Source organism: Pseudidiomarina mangrovi (assembly GCF_003999375.1).
Lineage (GTDB): Bacteria > Pseudomonadota > Gammaproteobacteria > Enterobacterales > Alteromonadaceae > Pseudidiomarina > Pseudidiomarina mangrovi.
Window position 1 is genome coordinate 104,343 of the sequence record NZ_RJLC01000010.1, and the last position, 18,287, is coordinate 122,629.

Consider the following 18,287-nt stretch of genomic DNA (forward strand, 5'->3'; position numbering starts at 1 on the left):
TTATGGCCTTTAGTAGTGTGACGGAATTTTTTGCCATGGGTGGCTATGGGTTCTATGTGTGGTTGAGCTACGGTGTGACTGCCGCGGCTTTATTGGCACTGGTATGGCATGGCCGCATGGTGCGTAAGCAGTTGCACCAGGCCGCGCAGCAACAAGCGCAACGGCAACAACGTTTAGCGCGACGCCAACAACAACAGCAGGAGAACCGCTGATGATCCCACGTCGGAAAAAGCGCCTGGCGATGGTGCTATCGTTAGTGGTCGGTGTTGGCATCGCCATGACCTTTATCTTGTTGGCACTGAGTAAAAACGTTGATTTGTTTTATACCCCATCGCAAATGCTCGAAGGCGAGCACAAACCTCAGGTTGGGCAGCGCCTGCGCGTAGGTGGCATGGTGGTGGAAGGCAGCGTTAAGCGCGATGCCAATACCCTTGAGGTGGAATTTTTGGTCACCGACACTGGGCCTACGGTGAAGGTGCTTTATCAAGGTATCTTGCCAGATTTATTCCGTGAAGGTCAGGGTATTGTGGCGCAAGGTGTGTTGCAAGAAGGTAACGTTGTTAAAGCGACGGAAGTGCTCGCCAAGCATGATGAAGAGTATATGCCGCCAGAACTCGCTGAGGCCATGAAAGGTATTAAACACGTCAATCCGAATAGTAATGAGGCCTATACTAAACCGCCTTCAGGAGGCAACTAAATGATTGCTGAATTTGGGCAAATTACCATGGCGCTGGCGCTGGCGTTTTCGCTGGTGCTGGCTATATATCCGTTGTGGGGCGCTAGCCGTGGGCATAGTGGTGCTATGTTGCTGGCGAAGCCGCTGGCTTACGGACAATTCCTGTTTACTTTATTGGCGTATATTGCGCTGACCTGGGCCTTTGTGGTGCACGATTTTACCATTGCCTATGTTGCCGCTAACTCCAATACGGCACTGCCATTGGCTTACCGTATTACTGCGGTGTGGGGTTCCCACGAGGGTTCGTTCCTGCTGTGGATGCTGATGCAGGCAGGCTGGATTGCCGCGGTGGCGTTATTCTCCAAACGCATGCCGGTGACCATGATGGCACGGGTACTGGCCATTCTGGGTTTAATTAGCGTTGGCTTCTATTTGTTTATGATGTCGGTGTCTAACCCGTTTGATCGGGCGTTGCCGATGATCCCAGTCGATGGTCGTGACTTGAACCCATTGTTACAAGACCCTGGCATGATCATTCACCCACCGCTGCTGTATATGGGCTATGTTGGTTTTTCCGTGGCCTTTGCTTTTGCTATTGCTGCCTTGATGGCGGGAAAACTAGATGCCTCATGGGCGCGCTGGTCACGGCCTTGGGCCACCGCCGCTTGGAGTTTCCTGACGTTAGGTATCGCCATTGGCAGCTGGTGGGCCTATTACGAGCTAGGCTGGGGCGGTTGGTGGTTCTGGGACCCGGTCGAAAACGCGAGCTTTATGCCGTGGCTGGTCGGTACTGCACTGATCCACTCATTGGCGGTGACGGAGAAGCGCGGTGCCTTCAAAGCGTGGACAGTGTTACTCGCTATTTCAGCCTTTAGTTTGAGCCTGCTCGGCACCTTTTTGGTGCGCTCCGGGGTGATTGTATCGGTGCATGCGTTTGCCACTGATCCGGCCCGTGGTTTATTCATCTTAGCCTTATTGGCGGTGGTTATTGGTGGCTCATTGCTGCTATTCGCTCTGCGCGCTGGCGCGGTGGGTAGTCAGACCAAGTATGAAGTGAAGTCACGTGAAGTGATGCTGCTGGGTAACAACCTATTGCTCATGGCAGCCACCTTTGTGGTCTTGCTGGGTACCTTGTTGCCTCTGGTGCACAAGGAACTTGGTTTGGGCTCAATTTCTATTGGCGAACCGTTTTTCAACCAGATGTTTACCTGGCTGATTGTGCCATTTGTGCTGCTGATGGGGCTTGGTCCATTGTTCCGCTGGCGTCGGCAAGAACTACAACCGCTCTTGGGTGGCTTAGCCTTGGCCTTGGTGTTAGCCATTAGCTTGGGCTATGCCTTGCCCTATATCTTAGCTGACCAAGTGCAGGCCATGACCTGGTTGGGCTTGGTGCTAGCGCTGTGGATTGTCTTAACGCTGGTGCAAGAATTGCGTTTGCGTATTCAGCAACGCGGCGAAGGTATTGCTGGCTTGAGCAAATTAGGGCGTAGCCATTGGGGCATGATTTTGGGCCATTTGGGCTTTGCTGTGACCTTGGTGGGTATTGCCGCTGTGAGCCAGTACGAGGTAGAGCGTGATGTGCGCCTCGCACCGGGTGATACCACGGTGGTGCAGGGCTACGAATTCCGCTTTGACCTACTCAGTCAGCAACAAGGGCCGAATTATCTGACTGACCATGCTGAATTCAGTGTCTGGCGCGATGGCCGTAAAGTGTCTGACTTAGTCACTGAAAAACGCTTCTACACCGTACAACGTATGAGCATGACCGAAGTAGGGCTCGATGCCGGCTTTACCCGCGACCTCTATGTCGCCTTGGGTGAACCCTTGGATGACAACAGCCAAGCTTGGGCGGTACGTATTTATGTCAAACCGCTGGTGCGCTGGATCTGGCTGGGGGCCATTTTAATGGCGCTAGGTGGCGCGCTGGCGATGAGTGATAAACGCTATCGCTCGCAGCGGCGTGTAGCTGCCGCGGAGGCTAGCCTATGACTGAACAGACCTCAGCATCATGGCGCTGGGCGGTGTTAGCCTTGCCGCTGCTGGCATTTTTGTTACTGGTTGGGTTTTTGCTGCGTGGATTATTTTCTGACCCAACGGAATTAAGTTCGGCACTGGTGGGTAAGCCGGTGCCGACCTTCACCGTGCCGGATATCTACGATACCAGCGTGATACATAGCGAGCAGGCGCTGCGCGGACGGCCAATGTTGCTGAACGTGTGGGCGACCTGGTGTCCGACCTGTCGTGCTGAGCATGAATATTTGAATCAGTTGGCCGCACAGGGCGTTTATATTGTTGGCTTAAATTATAAAGACGACTCACGCAGTAAAGCGGTCGACTGGTTAAATACTTTGGGTGATCCGTACCAGCTTAATCTGTTTGACGAAAGTGGGCGGGTTGCCATTGAATTTGGTGTTTACGGCGCCCCTGAAACCTTTGTTATTGATGCCGCTGGCCGCATTCGATATCGCCATGTCGGTGATGTGAATGAGCGGGTTTGGCAGCAAGTCATTGGGCCTATGTATAGTGAGCTGATGGCCGACTATAACGGCACTAACATCAGCATGGAGCCGCAATCATGAGCCATCTGTTACGACTGCTGGCGCTGCTGGTGCTGCTGGCCATGCTGCCAAGCACCTCGCACGGCGCCAATCTCGAAACCTATCAATTTAGTGATCCGGCCAAGGAAGCGTTGTTCCGCGAGCTGATTGGCGAGCTGCGCTGTCCGAAGTGCCAAAATCAAGCTATTGCCGATTCTGATGCGCCGCTGGCCAAAGATTTGCGCGATCAAACCTACACCATGGTGCAAGAAGGCGCCACTAAGCAACAGGTCATTGATTACATGGTGGCGCGTTATGGTGACTTCGCGCACTATCAGCCTCCGGTAACGGCAGCCACCTTGATATTGTGGCTTGGGCCATTGGCGCTGCTGATTATTGGCGCCTTAGTGATTAGCGTGATAGCGCGCCAACGTCGCGATAGTAGCGAATTAACCGCCGAGGAAGCTGCTGCTTTAGCGCAGTTGCGGCAATCCTCGCCAGCACAGGATCAATAAATCATGAGTAGTTGGCTATTGTGGATGATGTTAGTCGCGGCGGTGCTCAGTGCTGGCGTTATGCTGCTGATTAGTGGGCGGCGGCAACAGGAACAGCAGCGTACGCGGTTGGATGTGAATCGTGAGCTGTACGAGCAACGTGTCGCTGAACTTGAGCAGGAAGTTCGTGACGGCTATTTAACCGAACAAGCGGCGCAACGCAGCCGTAATGAACTTGACCGTCGTTTCGTCAGTGAGAACTCGGCGCTTGAGCAGGTCAACGACCAGCGTGTCGGCGGTGGTTTGTGGTTGACGGCAGTGCTGGTGATGGTATTAGGTGCCATTGGCTACGGCCTGTTCGGCAGTTATGGCCTGCAGCAGCAAGCTATTCAAGCCAGTCAGCAACTGCCGCAATTAGGGCCAAAGGTGTTACCACAGATCATGGGTATTGGAGCCAGTGCTGAGGTTGACCTTGACCCTGCCGATATTGATCAAGTGGCCTTAGGCTTACGCTTAAAGCTGATGCGCGAGCCTGACGATGCGGTGGCCTGGATGGTGTATGCGGAGTTGATGACCCGTTTTGGCCAGTATGAGCAAGCCATTGAGGCCTATGAAAAATCCTATCGCTTAGATAACAGCCGCTTAAGCACGCTAGGCAGCTATGCTCGGCTGCTGGTGACACTGGGCGAAGACGAGCAAATTAGTCGTGCTGCCCGCATTTTGCGCCGTATGCTTGAGCTTGATCCGGCCAATTTAGAAGGCTTGTCATTGCTGGGTGTGGTGGCTTTTCAGCGTGGCGATTGGCAACAAGCGGTGTTCGCTTGGAATCTCTTGTTACAACAATTGACTGACGATGATCCGCGTCGAGCTGCTATTATTACCGCCATTGCTGATGCCGAGCAGCAACAGCGCTTGGCTGAACAGGGTATCGCTGTTACGGTGACTATTACCGCTGCAGCGGCCGCACAAATTCCCGCGAATGCGAGCTTGTTTGTGTATATCCGCGCACCGAGTGGTACGGCTATGCCGGCGGCGGTGATCCGTCAGGCAGTGACCGAGTTTCCACTGACCATCCGCTTAAGCAATGCCAATGCCATGCTCGACGACTATAATTTAGCGTCACTTGATCAATGGCAAGTGATGGCCCGTATATCAAGTGATGAACAAATTGAAGCCGGCCCCGGCGACCTCAATGCCACGCCGCAAGTGGTGGCAGCAGGTACAGAAGCGGTGGAACTGGTGATTGATGTGAGTGCCCAAGGCACCGATTAAAGGAGTGATAGGTGATAAAACGTTTTTTGCTGCTGGCGCTGTTGGCGCTTAGCGTCAGTGCCTGCAGCAGCAGCCCCAATGACCCGTATGCTGATCCGCGTGATCCCATCGAGACGCTAAACCGCGATATCTGGGATTTCAACCAAGAGCTCGATGAAGCGATTCTATGGCCGGCAGCACAAGCCTACGGCAAGATCCCTGAGCCAGGGCGCCGCGGTTTGCGTAATGTGGTGGACAACTTAGGTGAACCTTCCTACCTAGTTAACAACGTATTGCAGGGTAAGTTCGTTGATGCCGGCTCAAGTTTCTGGCGTTTTACCATTAATAGTACCGTTGGTTTGTTGGGTATCTTCGATGTCGCCAGTGAAATTGGCATTGATCCTAAACCAGAGAGTTTCGGCGAAACTCTAGCCAGCTGGGGTGTTGCTGATGGTCCTTATGTGATGCTGCCGGGCATAGGCCCAACCGTGGTCATCGACCGTAGCGGTGATATCGTTGACGGTACCTATTTCCCCATTGATAACCTTGATGGTGGGGTATCCTTTGCCCGTCTAGTGGTGAAAGCACTGGACACGCGTTTGCGCTTGCAAGAACAACAAGCATTGATGCAGAACTCACTCGATTCCTATAGTTTTGTCCGTGAAGCTTACTTCCAGAACTGGCGCAATAAGGTCTATGACGGCAATCCGCCGCCTGAGCCAGAAACTGAAGAGGACGAGCTGGACGAGGATTTTTACGACCAGTTTGACTGATTTGTCGCATTAATTACCGCATGCACCACCGATGAACCTTGCACCATGCAAGGTTCATGCGTTATAAAAGCCCGTCTGCGCTCAGCAATTCTGTGCTGATAACAACAATAACCAAGAGGACATCGTATGAGCCAGGGGCCATCGAAAGGAACTTTGTGGGGCCATCCACAAGGTCTATATGTGCTGTTTACCACGGAAATGTGGGAACGCTTCTCGTATTACGGCATGCGCGCACTGTTAGTTCTGACATTAGTTGCTGCCACTGAATCACTCAATCCAGGCTTTGGTATGAGCCAAGGTGATGCACTGAAACTATACGGTTACTACACCGGGTTAGTGTATTTCACGCCGCTGCTAGGCGGTTGGTTAGCGGATAACTATCTGGGCCAACGTAAATCTATTTTGATTGGTGGTATTTTGATGGCAGCGGGGCAATTCACCCTGTTTGCTGCCACCCCACACTCCATTGACCTGTTTTATGTGGGGTTAGGCTTAATTATTGCCGGTAATGGTTTATTTAAGCCGAACATCTCCACCATTGTTGGCGATTTGTACCCGCAAGGCGATGCCCGTCGTGACAGTGCCTTCTCAATTTTTTATATGGGTATCAACTTAGGTGCATTCTTAGCGCCATTCGTAACCTCCACTTTAGGTGAAAGTGCTGACTACGGTTGGCGTTGGGGTTACTTTGCCGCCGGTGTTGGTATGACCTTAGCCGTGGTGACTCAGCTGATGCTGTTCCAACGCTTTTTGGGCGATATCGGCAAAGTGCCCGGCGCGCAACAAGACAAACTCAATGCCGGTGGGGTGAAAAAGCCACTGACTAAGGTTGAGTTTGATCGCTTGCGGGTGATCATGTTCTTGTTTGTGTTTGTGACGGTGTTCTGGTTGGCTTTTGAGCAAGCTGGTGGCCTGATGAACATTTATGCGCAAGATTACACCGACCGTATGCTGGGCGATACCGAGATCAAAGCCGGTTACTTCCAATCATTGAACCCGCTATTTATTTTGCTGTTCGCGCCGGTGTTCTCGGTATTGTGGGTGGCTTTGCATAAGCGCGATAAGAGCCCTGACGCACCGATTAAAATCTTTGCTGGTTTGGTACTGACAGCGATTGGTTTCATGTTCCTGATTTTTGGTCTGTACGAAATTCAGTTATATGGCAAAGCCAACATGATGTGGTTGGTGCTGGCTTACTTGTTCCATACCTTGGGCGAACTCTGTATTTCACCGGTCGGCTTGTCGCTGATGACCAAACTCGCACCGCTGCGCTTAGCCTCTTTGGTGATGGGTATTTGGTTCTTGATGCCGGCCATTGCTAGCTTCTTGGCGGGTTTAGTCGGCGCCTTCAGTGAAAATGCTGCGGGCTATACCTTCTCGCACCAAGTGGCGGCAGCCATTGGTTTAGCGCCAGAATACTCAGGCTTACTGATGGTATTCGGTGGTGTAGGTGTCGGCTTGTTACTGTTCGCCGTGGTACTGTGGTTGATTTCAGGCATGTTAGTGCGCTGGATGCATGGTGCTGAACGCATGCAACCGACTTCGGTTGAGCAGGGTATTGATCAGGAACTCGGAAGCATTGCTGAGCATGAAGGTTTAGGCGAGCAAGCGAAGAAATAACCAGGATTGGTTTACTAAGGAACGTAGCATGGTTAAGAAAGTTGTCATTCCTGTTGCTGGTTTAGGCACGCGGATGCTACCGGCCACCAAGGCAATAGCCAAAGAGCTGTTGCCGCTGGTGGACCGGCCGTTAATTCAGTTTGTGGTTGAAGAATGTGCCGCGGCTGGGTTAACCGAGATCATTTTTGTGACGCATTCGAGTAAAGGCGCTATTGAAAATCATTTTGATAGCCACTTTGAACTTGAAACCAGTATGGAATTACGCGGTAAAGATGCATTGGTGGCTGAGCTGCGTAGGTTGTTACCCAAAGGTGTGAGCATTGCTGCGGTGCGTCAATCGCAAGCCAAAGGTTTGGGGCATGCGGTTCGATGCGCGCGTGCGGTAGTCGGTAATGAACCCTTTGCAGTGGTGTTACCGGATGTTCTGATTGACGCCAGTAGCTGCGATCTGAGCCGTGATAATTTGGCTGAGATGGTCACTAATTTTAGCGCAAGTGGCCACGCTCAAGTCATGTTAGAGCAGGTTCCTCGGGAGTTGACCAATCAATACGGTATTGCCGATTTGGCTGGTGCTCAGTTACAGCCAGGTCAGCAAGCGCCAATTAAGCGCTTGGTGGAAAAGCCGGCTACGGCCGATGCTCCCTCTGATTTAGCGGTGGTGGGGCGTTATGTGTTCCCGGCGGCACTGTGGCCACTGCTGGAGCAAACCCCAGTGGGCGCCGGCGGTGAAATTCAGCTTACCGATGCCATGGCGATGCTGCTTGAGCAACAGCCGGTGCAGGCGTATTACATGAAAGGGCGCAGTAATGACTGCGGCAACAAGCTCGGTTATGCCCAAGCCTTTGTCGAGCAGGCGCTACGGCACCCCACCATTGGTGCCGATATGCGTGAATTCCTCGCCAATCTTAAGCTGTAGCAATGATGACTGCCCGGCGCGGTGCCGGGTAGCCTTCAATGGTTTTGCGGTGATCGTTGGGGTCAAGAAAGTCAGCCAGCGATTGCCCTTCCATCCACGCCGTGCGGCGTTGTTCGTCGACGCTAGTCAGCGATTCATCCACCACCTGAGCATTTTTGAAGCGGCAGCGCTGTAACCAGTGCAGCAAGGCTTCGGTGCTTGGAATAAACCACACATTGCGCATTTTGCCGTAGGTCTGCCCCGGCACTAAGACGGTCTGTTGGTCACCCTCAACCACCAAGGTTTCCAGCACCAAGCGACCGCCAGGCTTTAATAACCCATGCAGTTGCTGCAAGAAATCAATCGGCGAGCGGCGGTGATACAACACGCCCATGCTGAACACGGTATCCAGCCGCGCTAGTGGTGGTAGGTCGTCGATGCCGAGCGGGAATAGGTGCACACGCGCAGCAAGCTCAGACGGCATAAAATGCCGTACGGCTAAAAACTGGGCGACAAATAATTGCCCGGGATCAATGCCCCACACCTGTTCAGCACCGGCTTCGAGCATGCGCCAGAGGTGATAGCCACTGCCGCAACCGACATCCATCACTTGCTGGCCGCTTAAATCACCGACATGCGGCGCCACCCGTTGCCATTTAAAATCAGAGCGCCATTCAGTATCAATCGTCACCCCATGCAGGTGGAATGGCCCTTTACGCCATGGCATGAGCTGCTGCAACAGGCCTGCAATGCGTTGCTGCTCGCCATGACTGACCTGCGGATTGGTGACGCTAACCGTATCGGCAAGACTGACTTGGCTGGGCTCAAGCTGCGGTAGTTGGCGTACGCTGCTATACCATTGCGCCCATTCACCGTGCAGTTGCTTGGTTTGCCAATGGCTTAACTGGGCTGGCAATACCTCCAGCCAATGACTCAAAGGCGATTGCGCAACGCTAACGAGGTCTTGTTTGAACAGATCCATGCTTAGTCCTGTTTGATAGCAATCAGTGAAGCAAAGTTGTAGCACTGAAACCACACCTGCGGTAGGGCAAAGCCAATGGCTTGTAAGCGCTGCTGATGGGTGCTTAAGGTATCAATACGCATGACGTTTTCAATGGCCGCGCGCTTTTGCGCAATTTCTAGTTCGCTATAGCCGTTGGCGCGTTTGAATTCGTGGTGCAAGTCGACCAGTAACGCATCCATGTCGGCTTGTTCGGCACGAAATTTTTCCGACAGGATCAGTGCACCACCGGGTTTTAGCCCAGCATAAATGCGCTCTAATAACCGGTTACGTTGCTCTGGTGGTACAAATTGCAGGGTGAAGTTCATCACCACTAAGGTCGCGTTGCTGATCTCGCTATCACGAATATCTTCACAGCGTACCTGCACCGGAATGTCGCTGCGATAGCCATCGAGATGCAGTTGGCAGCGTTCCACCATGGCCGCAGAATTATCAATGGCGATGATTTCCACCCCTGCGCGGCCCTGCAGTTGTTGGCGCATACTTAAGCTGGCGGCGCCAAGGGAACAGCCTAAATCGTAAACGCGGCCATGCTCTGGCACTAACCGCTGCGCCCACTGGCCAATACCGCGCAAAATGCTTTGATAGCCCGGTACTGAGCGGTTGATCATGTCGGGGAATACTTCCACCACCTTGGCGTCAAAAACGAAGTCACCGACTTGACTAAGCGGTTCGGCAAATAGCGCATCACGTTTGCTGCTGGACACCGGCGCTGACTCCTTGTTGTAGGCTAACTGAATAAGATGGCTGATTTTAGCAAAAAGCCTGCAAGCAGGCGAGTAACAGTGCCGAACAAATGCTGACAAATAGCGCTAGTCCGTTATAATGGAGCGCTTTATATCCTCGAATGTGTTGGTTAGGAAACTCCCATGCGTAGCCATTATAGTGGACAGCTTGAACGTAGTCTGGTTGGACAAACCATAACCCTGTGCGGTTGGGTGAACAAACGCCGTGATTTAGGCGGTTTGATTTTTATTGATGTGCGTGATCGCACCGGCTTAGTGCAAGTGGTGTTTGACCCTGATAACGCTGAGTTACTCGATACCGCCAATAAGCTGCGGCAAGAATTTTGTATTCAAGTCACCGGGGTGGTGCGGGCGCGTCCTGACAGCCAAGTGAATGCCACTATGGCTACTGGTGAGATAGAAGTGATGGCCACGGTATTAACCATCCTCAACCGCTCAGCGCCAATGCCAATTGACTTCAATCAGCAGGTCAGCGAAGAAGCGCGCTTGCGTTTCCGCTATTTAGATTTGCGTCGCCCACAAATGAGCGCCAATTTACAGTTCCGCGCACGGGTGACCAGTGCGGTGCGGCGGTTTATGGATGACGCTGGCTTTCTCGATATTGAAACACCGATGTTGACCCGCGCTACACCCGAAGGTGCGCGCGACTATTTGGTGCCAAGCCGCACCCATAAAGGTAAATTTTTTGCATTACCGCAATCACCACAATTATTTAAGCAATTGCTGATGATGGCCGGCTTTGATCGCTACTATCAAATTGTGAAATGCTTCCGCGACGAAGATTTGCGCGCTGACCGCCAGCCTGAGTTTACCCAAATCGATATCGAAACCTCGTTCATGAGCGCCGAACAAGTGATGGCAGTGACTGAGAGCATGGTCGCCAAGTTATTCATGGAATTGCTACAGGTCGATTTAGGCGCATTCCCCGTAATGACTTGGCATGAAGCCATGCGCCGCTACGGTAGCGATAAGCCAGATTTGCGTAACCCGCTGGAGTTGGTCGATTTAGCGGACATCATGCAGGCGTTAGAATTCAAAGTGTTCGCTGGCCCAGCTAACGACCCGAAAGGTCGTGTAGCAGCGCTTAAAGTGCCGGGCAAAGCTGAATCAGTGACGCGCAAGATGATTGATGATTACACTGCTTTTGTGGCTATTTACGGTGCCAAAGGCTTAGCCTGGATGAAGGTTAATGACCTAAGTGCTGGTCGCGATGGTATTCAATCACCGGTGTTGAAGTTTATTCCTGATGCTGAGCTTGAGCAGATTTTACAGCGCCTTGATGCCGCCAATGGCGATATGATCTTCTTTGGTGCTGATAAAGCCAATGTGGTGGCCGAAGCTATGGGCGCCTTGCGCTTAAAAGTTGGCCATGACTTTGAGTTGGTGGCGGATCAATGGCGGCCACTGTGGGTGGTTGATTTTCCGATGTTCGAAGAACATGAAGGCGGCTTAGCGGCGATTCACCATCCGTTCACCTCACCGAAGAATATGACGCCAGCCGAGCTGAAAGCGAACCCAGTGGATGCTATTTCTAACGCCTACGATATGGTCTTAAACGGTGTTGAAGTAGGCGGTGGTTCGGTACGTATTTATGACAACGAAATGCAGCAGGTGGTGTTCAGCCTGCTCGGTATCAGCCCTGAAGAGCAGCAAGAGAAGTTTGGCTTCTTACTGGAAGCGCTAAAGTATGGTACACCACCGCATGCCGGTTTGGCCTTTGGCCTTGATCGCTTGGTGATGTTGATGGTGGGCGCAAGCTCTATTCGTGAAGTGATTGCCTTCCCGAAAACCACCACGGCGGCCTGTGTGATGACCGATGCGCCAGGCTTTGCCAACAGCGCGGCGTTAGATGAGCTCGGTGTGGCAGTGAAGTTACCCAGTGAGAGTAGCAGCTCCTAATGACCATTATTCTGGGTGTTGATCCAGGTTCGCGGCTCACCGGTTATGGGGTGATTCGCCAACAGGGTAAGCAACTGACCTATTTAGGCAGCGGCTGTATCAATGCCCAAGGTAGTGTGAAAGCGCCGTTAAGCCTTGCTGATAAGTTGAAGCTGATTCATGATGGCATCAGTGAATTGATTGTGCAGTTTCAGCCCGATGAATTTGCGATAGAACAAGTATTTATGGCGCGAAACCCAGATTCAGCGCTGAAACTGGGGCAGGCACGTGGTGCCGCCATTGTGGCAGCGGCTTGCGCTGGGCTCCCGGTGGCTGAATACGCCGCGCGCTTGGTCAAACAAGCGGTGGTTGGTACCGGTGCGGCTGATAAAACACAGGTACAGCATATGGTCATGGCGATGCTCAAATTACCGCAACGGCCACAAGCCGATGCCGCCGATGCGCTGGCAGTAGCGCTGTGTCATGCCCATAGTCGTAATAGCTATTTAATCTCGGCCAGTAACCCAAGGGGGCGACGGTGATCGGACAACTCAGTGGTACCTTAATTGCAAAGCATCCACCCGAGATCATGATTGAGGTCAACGGGGTGGGCTACGAGCTGCAAATGCCTATGACCTGCTTGTATGAATTGCCAGACGTGGGGCAAGCGGTGCGGGTGATCACCCACTTTGTGGTGCGTGAAGACGCGCAATTACTCTATGGCTTCAATACCTTTGCTGAGCGCAGCTTGTTCCGTCAGCTGATTAAAGCCCAAGGGGTAGGGCCGAAGTTGGCACTCACGATCATGTCTGGCATGACCGCTCATCAATTCGTCCATGCGGTCACCCACGATGATGTGTCTAGCTTAGTTAAACTACCGGGTGTTGGTCGTAAAACCGCCGAGCGTTTAGTGGTGGAAATGCGTGACCGACTCAGCAACTGGGGCTCTATGACCCCAGCAAGTGACGCCATGCCGATTGATTTTGGCGACCTACGGCCAACCTTGAGTGGCCCTGGCAGCGCCCGTGATGATGCCTTTAGCGCCTTGGTGGCCTTGGGCTATAAGCCAGCTCAAGCGGATAAATCGGTCGCTGCAGCGGTGAAAGCCTTAGGCGATGATGCCGCCAGCGAAGAGGTGATTCGTCAAGCGCTGCGGAGCTTAGCCGGATGATCGAGCCAGACCGCATTACCGGAGCAGCCGCCAGCGGCGATGATGAAATTATTGACCGCGCTATTCGGCCGAAACGACTGACGGACTACACCGGCCAGAAGCATGTGGTTGAGCAAATGGAAATCTTTATTCAAGCTGCGCGGCAACGTGGTGAAGCCCTTGATCACCTGTTGATTTTCGGCCCGCCCGGTTTAGGTAAAACCACCTTGGCCAACATTGTTGCTAACGAGCTGAATGTAAATATTAAGCAAACCTCCGGGCCGGTGCTAGAAAAGGCCGGTGATCTTGCGGCATTGTTAACCAATCTTGATGCCCATGATGTGTTGTTCATTGACGAGATTCATCGGCTTAGCCCAGTGGTTGAGGAGATCTTGTATCCAGCCATGGAAGATTACCAGTTGGATATCATGATCGGTGAAGGCCCAGCGGCACGCTCTATCAAGCTTGATCTGCCACCTTTCACCTTAATCGGCGCAACCACCCGAGCCGGCGCGCTGACATCACCATTGCGCGATCGCTTCGGCATTGTGCAGCGCCTCGAATTTTATACGGTTGAGGAATTAACCAGCATTATTCGGCGCTCCGCGCATTTTCTGAAGCTTGATTTGACCGCTAACGGCGCCTTAGAAATTGCTCGTCGCTCTCGCGGTACGCCGCGTATCGCCAATCGCTTATTGCGCCGCGTACGCGATTACGCCGAAGTACGCAGCAACGGTCACATTGACCAGACTATTGCTAATGCGGCACTCGCTATGGTGGATGTCGATGAAGCTGGTTTTGATTACATGGACCGTAAACTATTACTGGCGATCATTGAAAAGTTTTTGGGTGGCCCGGTGGGTTTGGATAACCTGGCGGCAGCTATTGGTGAAGAAAAAGACACCATTGAAGATGTGATTGAGCCCTATCTGATTCAACAGGGGTTTTTGCAACGTACGCCGAGAGGGCGTATTGCTACGCCGCACGCCTATAGCCATTTTGGGCTAGCGGTTGTTAACCCCAATCAGCCCTGATAGCGGTATGGTTTAACCGCGTAGGCAAAAAAAAAGCCCGCTCGAGGGAGCGGGCAAAAGTACAGAACAACAAGGAAGTTAAATCCAGGGAACAATAACAGAACTATGCGACAACCGGTCTCAATCTCTGATATATGCCGCGTATTATAGAGAGGACCGACCAGAGTTCAACCGAGAAAAATTGTGATGTGAATTAGTTTTTCTAATCCCAAGATGTTACATTTGTACACATTATAAACAGTGCAAAATTGGTCAGACCAAAATAATCCAGCAAAAACAATAACTGAAGCGATTTTGGTAAAGAAAACACGATAAAAAAATGTCTGGTGAAAAAATGAGCGACTTTGTTTGGCCCGTACGTGTTTATTACGAAGACACCGATGCAGGTGGTATCGTTTATTATGCTAACTATCTCAAATTCCTTGAACGCGCCCGAACTGAATGGTTACGCTCATTGGGTATTGAACAAGATAGCTGGCTGGCAGCCCGAGTAGGTTTTGTGGTGCGCCAAGTACAGCTAGATTTATTACAACCGGCACGCTTTAACGATGAACTGTTGGTGTCTGTTGAGGTCTTAAAGCTGGGCCGCGCGTCGGTACAATTTCAACAACGGGTCACGCATCAGCAACATGGCGCAGAATTATGTGTAGCACAGGTTAAAGCCGCCTGTGTTGATTTAGGACAGGCCGATTCAGGGTTACGCGCAGTAGCCATGCCGGCAGCAATTTATGAGGTGTTAAAAAGTGCCCACTGAATTATCGATCACAGCGTTAATTTTAGAAGCCAGTTTGGTGGTACAACTGGTGATGCTGATGTTGTTAGCGTTTTCGATAGTGGGTTGGATGATGATTTTCCAACGCCGCAAGGTGATCAATGCTGCCAGCCAAGCAGCACTGAAGTTCGAAGACCGCTTCTGGTCAGGGGTTGACTTAGCGCGCTTGTATCAAGAGGTAAACGCTCGTGCGCAGAATGCATCGGGAATGGAAAAGTTATTTCATGCCGGCTTTAAAGAGTTTGCGCGGCTGCGCAGTCAAAGTGGTTTACCTCAGCAGCAATTACTCGATGCCTCGTATCGCGCCATGCGGGTGGTGCACTCACGTGAAGTAGACAAACTCGAGAGCAATTTGTCGTTGTTAGCCACCATTGGTTCTATCAGCCCTTATGTTGGGTTGTTCGGCACTGTGTGGGGAATCATGAATGCGTTTATTGGCCTTGGTGCGGTGCAACAAGCGACCTTAGCGATGGTTGCGCCTGGTATTGCCGAGGCCCTCATTGCCACAGCAATGGGCTTATTCGCCGCGATTCCGGCGGTTATTGCCTATAACCGCTTTAATTATGCGGTGGAGAAAGTGGACAACCAGTATCAGAATTTCATGGATGAACTGGTGGCCATATTGCAGCGCCAAGGTAGTGTACCCGCCAAGGAGCAAGCACCGGCATGATGACGGTAACACGCTCACGGCGTAAGCCGGTGGCAGATATCAACGTGGTACCCTACATTGACGTCATGTTGGTGCTACTGATTATTTTTATGGTGACGGCGCCGCTGATTACTTCTGGGGTCAACGTGGAATTGCCGAAAGCGAATGCGGCACCGATTGACCCGGAGAGTAAGCCGCCGATTGTGGCCTCAGTGGATCGCGACGGACAGTATTACTTGTCGGTCAATAGCGACCCCAATGCACCGCTGAGTGCTGAAGATCTGGCAGTGTTGGTTGCTTCGCATATGCAAATGGATGCCAGCAACCGTATTGTGGTGAAAGGTGATGGGTCGGTATCTTATAATCAGATTGTCCAGCTGATGGTGTTATTACAACGCGCTGGTGTGCCCTCAGTCGGACTGATGACCGATGGCGCCGCAGCTGACAATAAACCGCGGCGATAAGTAGTAGGTGACCTGGTGAAATTGAATTGGCCTGCAGAAATGACCAAACCGTTGCTCCTGTCGTTGGGTTTACACTTAGCGATCGTGGCCTTGTTGGTGACCGGTCTGCATTTACCATCGAGCTTTGATCAACCGCTTGCTATACAGGTTGAGGTGAGTGAACAAGTTACCCCGGATGAAATCGTGCAGGCGGTCACCGTAGACCAAGCTGCGGTAGACCAGCAAATTCAGAAGATTCAGCAACAGCAGCGTGACAAGGAAGCTGCCGAAGCACGGCGGGTTGCGGAATTAGAGCGGCGCGCTGAAGAGGCGCGCAAGCAACGCGAAGCTGAGCAACAGAAGCAACGTGAACTGGCCCAGCAGCAAGAACGCGAGCGTCAGCAACTTGCGAAGCAAAAGGCTGATGCCGCAGCCAAACAGGCCGCGGCAGAAAAAGCGGCCGCCGAAGCCGAAGCCAAACGTAAACGTGAAGAAGAAGCCGCACGAAAAGCCGAGGAAGCCCGTAAAAAACAAGAGGCAGAGGCCAAACGCCTGGCCGAAGAGCAGAAAAAACGTGAACAAGAAGCGCGACTAAAAGCCGAACGTGAGCGTCAATTGCAAGAACAGCTGGCTGAAGAAGCGCGCCAACGTGACCGAGCTCGGGCGCAACAAGTGCAGGGCGAGGTACAAAAATATTCAGCATTGATTCGGCAGACCATTCAGCGTAATTGGAATACCGACGAGTCGATGCGTGGCAAAGAGTGCGAGTTAGAAATCAAACTGGCGTCCAGTGGTTTTGTCATTTCCGTGGATAGTGGCCGTGGTGATGCGCTGGTCTGCCAAACTGCTCGTGCCGCGGTGCTGAAGGCCGGTACTTTGCCGGTATCACCTGATCCAGATGTATTTAAACAAATGAGCACCATTAAGATTAAAATGGCGCCGTATCAAAATTAATAGGTAGCACATGACTATTATGAAGAAGTTTCTGACCCTGATTAGCACGGCCGCCATTACCTTTGCGGTGATGTTAACGCCGGCCAAAGCGGCCTTAGAAATCGTCATAACGGAAGGTATGGACAGCGCTCGACCCATCGCCGTGGTGCCATTTCGCTGGAAGGGCACCGGCCCTGCACCGGTAGAATTGACTGAGGTCGTGGCTGCCGATTTAATGCGCAGCGGTCGCTTTAATCCGATTCCGGTTAGTGCCATGCCGCAGCGGCCATCTACCGCCAGTGAAATTGACTATCCGCGCTGGGCCAGTCTTGGCGTTGAAGCCGTGCTAGTAGGCAGCATTGAACCGAATGGCGTGGGTCGCTATAGCGTGACCTTTGAAATTGTTGACGTGCTGCGTGGGCAAATCACTGGTGGTACGCAAATTTTACGTAATGGTGAATTAGTTCGCTCACAAGATCATATACTCGATGCCCGCACGAGCGTCATTGATGGCAGCCAGTTCCGTCAGTATTCGCACCGTATCTCCGATGTGTTTTATGAGACCATGACCGGTCAACGTGGCGCCTTTATGACCCGTATTGCCTATGTGACGGTAAATTTTAAGCAAGAAAAGCCTTATGAGCTTGTCGTTGCCGACTATGATGGTTTTAATGAGCAAGTATTGTTGCGCAGCCCCGAGCCATTGATGTCGCCAAGCTGGTCACCCGATGGTAGCAAGCTGGCTTACGTGAGTTTTGAGAACCGTAAGCCACAAATCTTTATTCAAGATATTTATACCCGTCAACGCCAGCAGGTGACTGATTACCCGGGTATCAATAGTCGCCCAGTATTTTCCCCCGATGGCAACTCATTGGCGATGGTGCTGTCCAAAGATGGCAACCCAGAAATTTACGTGATGAACCTGGCTAGTAAGAAATTACGTCGGGTCACCAATCATCATGCCATCGATACCGAACCAAATTGGTCGCCCGATGGTAAAGCTATGGTATTTACCTCGGAAAGGGGTGGCAGACCGCAGTTATATAGCGTAAATTTAGATTCAGGTCAGGTACGTCGCTTAACCTTTGAGGGCGAACAAAATTTAGGTGGTACCTATACCCCCGATGGTAATCAGGTGGTGATGGTGAATCGTACCCAAGGTAATTATCATATTGCCAAACAAGATTACCCAACGGGCGTATTGCAAATTTTAACGCAAACAGCTTTAGATGAGTCACCCAGTTTAGCTCCGAATGGGAGTATGGTAATCTATAGCACAACGCATAATAACCGTCAGGTACTGGCGCTGGTTTCCGTTGATGGCCGTTTTAAGGCACGCTTGCCAGCCCGTGAAGGTGAAGTAAAATCGCCGGCGTGGTCGCCTTATTTGCGCTAAGCGCTGCGGTAACGAATTG

General features: G+C 52.0%; 20 protein-coding genes. 18 read left to right on the forward strand and 2 right to left on the reverse strand.

The window, feature by feature from the left end; genetic code table 11:
• The first annotated feature begins 2 nt into the window (after positions 1-2).
• From ccmD to EFO84_RS03665, 9 genes are all read left to right on the forward strand, one after another.
• Entirely contained in the window at positions 3-212 is a 210-nt protein-coding gene (ccmD, locus tag EFO84_RS03625; protein ID WP_127346714.1) for a heme exporter protein CcmD, read from the forward strand.
• Positions 212-697 (forward strand): cytochrome c maturation protein CcmE, encoded by a 486-nt coding sequence (gene ccmE / locus EFO84_RS03630; protein ID WP_127346715.1) that lies wholly within the window; start codon positions 212-214, stop codon positions 695-697. The genes ccmD and ccmE overlap by 1 nt, the downstream gene beginning before the upstream one ends.
• Positions 698-2,665 (forward strand): heme lyase CcmF/NrfE family subunit, encoded by a 1,968-nt coding sequence (locus EFO84_RS03635; protein WP_127346716.1) that lies wholly within the window; start codon positions 698-700, stop codon positions 2,663-2,665.
• Positions 2,662-3,255 (forward strand): DsbE family thiol:disulfide interchange protein, encoded by a 594-nt coding sequence (locus EFO84_RS03640; RefSeq protein WP_127346717.1) that lies wholly within the window; start codon positions 2,662-2,664, stop codon positions 3,253-3,255. The genes EFO84_RS03635 and EFO84_RS03640 overlap by 4 nt, the downstream gene beginning before the upstream one ends.
• Positions 3,252-3,728, forward strand: a complete 477-nt coding sequence (locus EFO84_RS03645; RefSeq protein ID WP_205701933.1) for a cytochrome c-type biogenesis protein — start codon at positions 3,252-3,254, stop codon at positions 3,726-3,728. The genes EFO84_RS03640 and EFO84_RS03645 overlap by 4 nt, the downstream gene beginning before the upstream one ends.
• A gap of 3 nt (positions 3,729-3,731) precedes the next feature.
• The gene (ccmI, locus tag EFO84_RS03650) at positions 3,732-4,979 is read left to right on the forward strand and encodes a c-type cytochrome biogenesis protein CcmI (protein ID WP_127346718.1); all 1,248 of its coding nucleotides are present in this window, start codon (positions 3,732-3,734) and stop codon (positions 4,977-4,979) included.
• 11 nt (positions 4,980-4,990) lie between these two features.
• Positions 4,991-5,731, forward strand: coding sequence for an MlaA family lipoprotein (locus EFO84_RS03655; protein WP_240642639.1), 741 nt, complete (start codon positions 4,991-4,993; stop codon positions 5,729-5,731).
• A 126-nt stretch (positions 5,732-5,857) separates the two neighbouring features.
• Positions 5,858-7,351, forward strand: coding sequence for a peptide MFS transporter (locus EFO84_RS03660; protein ID WP_127346719.1), 1,494 nt, complete (start codon positions 5,858-5,860; stop codon positions 7,349-7,351).
• A gap of 28 nt (positions 7,352-7,379) precedes the next feature.
• Positions 7,380-8,267, forward strand: coding sequence for a UTP--glucose-1-phosphate uridylyltransferase (locus tag EFO84_RS03665; protein ID WP_127346720.1), 888 nt, complete (start codon positions 7,380-7,382; stop codon positions 8,265-8,267).
• Here the strand turns inward: EFO84_RS03665 and cmoB are convergent.
• The gene (gene cmoB, locus EFO84_RS03670) at positions 8,257-9,228 is read right to left on the reverse strand and encodes a tRNA 5-methoxyuridine(34)/uridine 5-oxyacetic acid(34) synthase CmoB (RefSeq protein WP_127346721.1); all 972 of its coding nucleotides are present in this window, start codon (positions 9,226-9,228) and stop codon (positions 8,257-8,259) included. The genes EFO84_RS03665 and cmoB overlap by 11 nt on opposite strands.
• Positions 9,229-9,230: 2 nt before the next feature.
• Positions 9,231-9,974, reverse strand: coding sequence for a carboxy-S-adenosyl-L-methionine synthase CmoA (gene cmoA / locus EFO84_RS03675; RefSeq protein WP_127346722.1), 744 nt, complete (start codon positions 9,972-9,974; stop codon positions 9,231-9,233).
• A gap of 162 nt (positions 9,975-10,136) precedes the next feature.
• Between cmoA and aspS the strand changes: the two genes are divergently transcribed.
• From aspS to tolB, 9 genes are all read left to right on the forward strand, one after another.
• Positions 10,137-11,912, forward strand: coding sequence for an aspartate--tRNA ligase (gene aspS, locus EFO84_RS03680; protein WP_127346723.1), 1,776 nt, complete (start codon positions 10,137-10,139; stop codon positions 11,910-11,912).
• Entirely contained in the window at positions 11,912-12,433 is a 522-nt protein-coding gene (ruvC, locus tag EFO84_RS03685) for a crossover junction endodeoxyribonuclease RuvC (RefSeq protein ID WP_127346724.1), read from the forward strand. The genes aspS and ruvC overlap by 1 nt, the downstream gene beginning before the upstream one ends.
• Positions 12,430-13,062, forward strand: coding sequence for a Holliday junction branch migration protein RuvA (gene ruvA / locus EFO84_RS03690; RefSeq protein ID WP_127346725.1), 633 nt, complete (start codon positions 12,430-12,432; stop codon positions 13,060-13,062). Before ruvC ends, ruvA begins: the two co-directional genes overlap by 4 nt.
• Positions 13,059-14,075, forward strand: a complete 1,017-nt coding sequence (gene ruvB / locus EFO84_RS03695; RefSeq protein WP_127346726.1) for a Holliday junction branch migration DNA helicase RuvB — start codon at positions 13,059-13,061, stop codon at positions 14,073-14,075. Before ruvA ends, ruvB begins: the two co-directional genes overlap by 4 nt.
• Before the next feature lie 319 nt (positions 14,076-14,394).
• Positions 14,395-14,829: a tol-pal system-associated acyl-CoA thioesterase gene (gene ybgC, locus EFO84_RS03700; protein WP_205701934.1), complete on the forward strand. Its 435-nt coding sequence runs from the start codon at positions 14,395-14,397 to the stop codon at positions 14,827-14,829.
• Positions 14,819-15,517 carry a protein TolQ gene (gene tolQ, locus EFO84_RS03705; protein ID WP_127346727.1) on the forward strand — a complete coding sequence of 233 codons (699 nt, stop codon included), beginning with the start codon at positions 14,819-14,821 and terminating at the stop codon, positions 15,515-15,517. Before ybgC ends, tolQ begins: the two co-directional genes overlap by 11 nt.
• Positions 15,514-15,960 carry a protein TolR gene (tolR, locus tag EFO84_RS03710; RefSeq protein WP_127346728.1) on the forward strand — a complete coding sequence of 149 codons (447 nt, stop codon included), beginning with the start codon at positions 15,514-15,516 and terminating at the stop codon, positions 15,958-15,960. Before tolQ ends, tolR begins: the two co-directional genes overlap by 4 nt.
• A gap of 15 nt (positions 15,961-15,975) precedes the next feature.
• Positions 15,976-16,893: a cell envelope integrity protein TolA gene (gene tolA, locus EFO84_RS03715; protein ID WP_240642640.1), complete on the forward strand. Its 918-nt coding sequence runs from the start codon at positions 15,976-15,978 to the stop codon at positions 16,891-16,893.
• A 70-nt stretch (positions 16,894-16,963) separates the two neighbouring features.
• On the forward strand, positions 16,964-18,268 hold the full coding sequence (gene tolB, locus EFO84_RS03720; RefSeq protein ID WP_240642645.1) for a Tol-Pal system beta propeller repeat protein TolB: 1,305 nt from the start codon (positions 16,964-16,966) through the stop codon (positions 18,266-18,268).
• Positions 18,269-18,287: the final 19 nt, after the last annotated feature.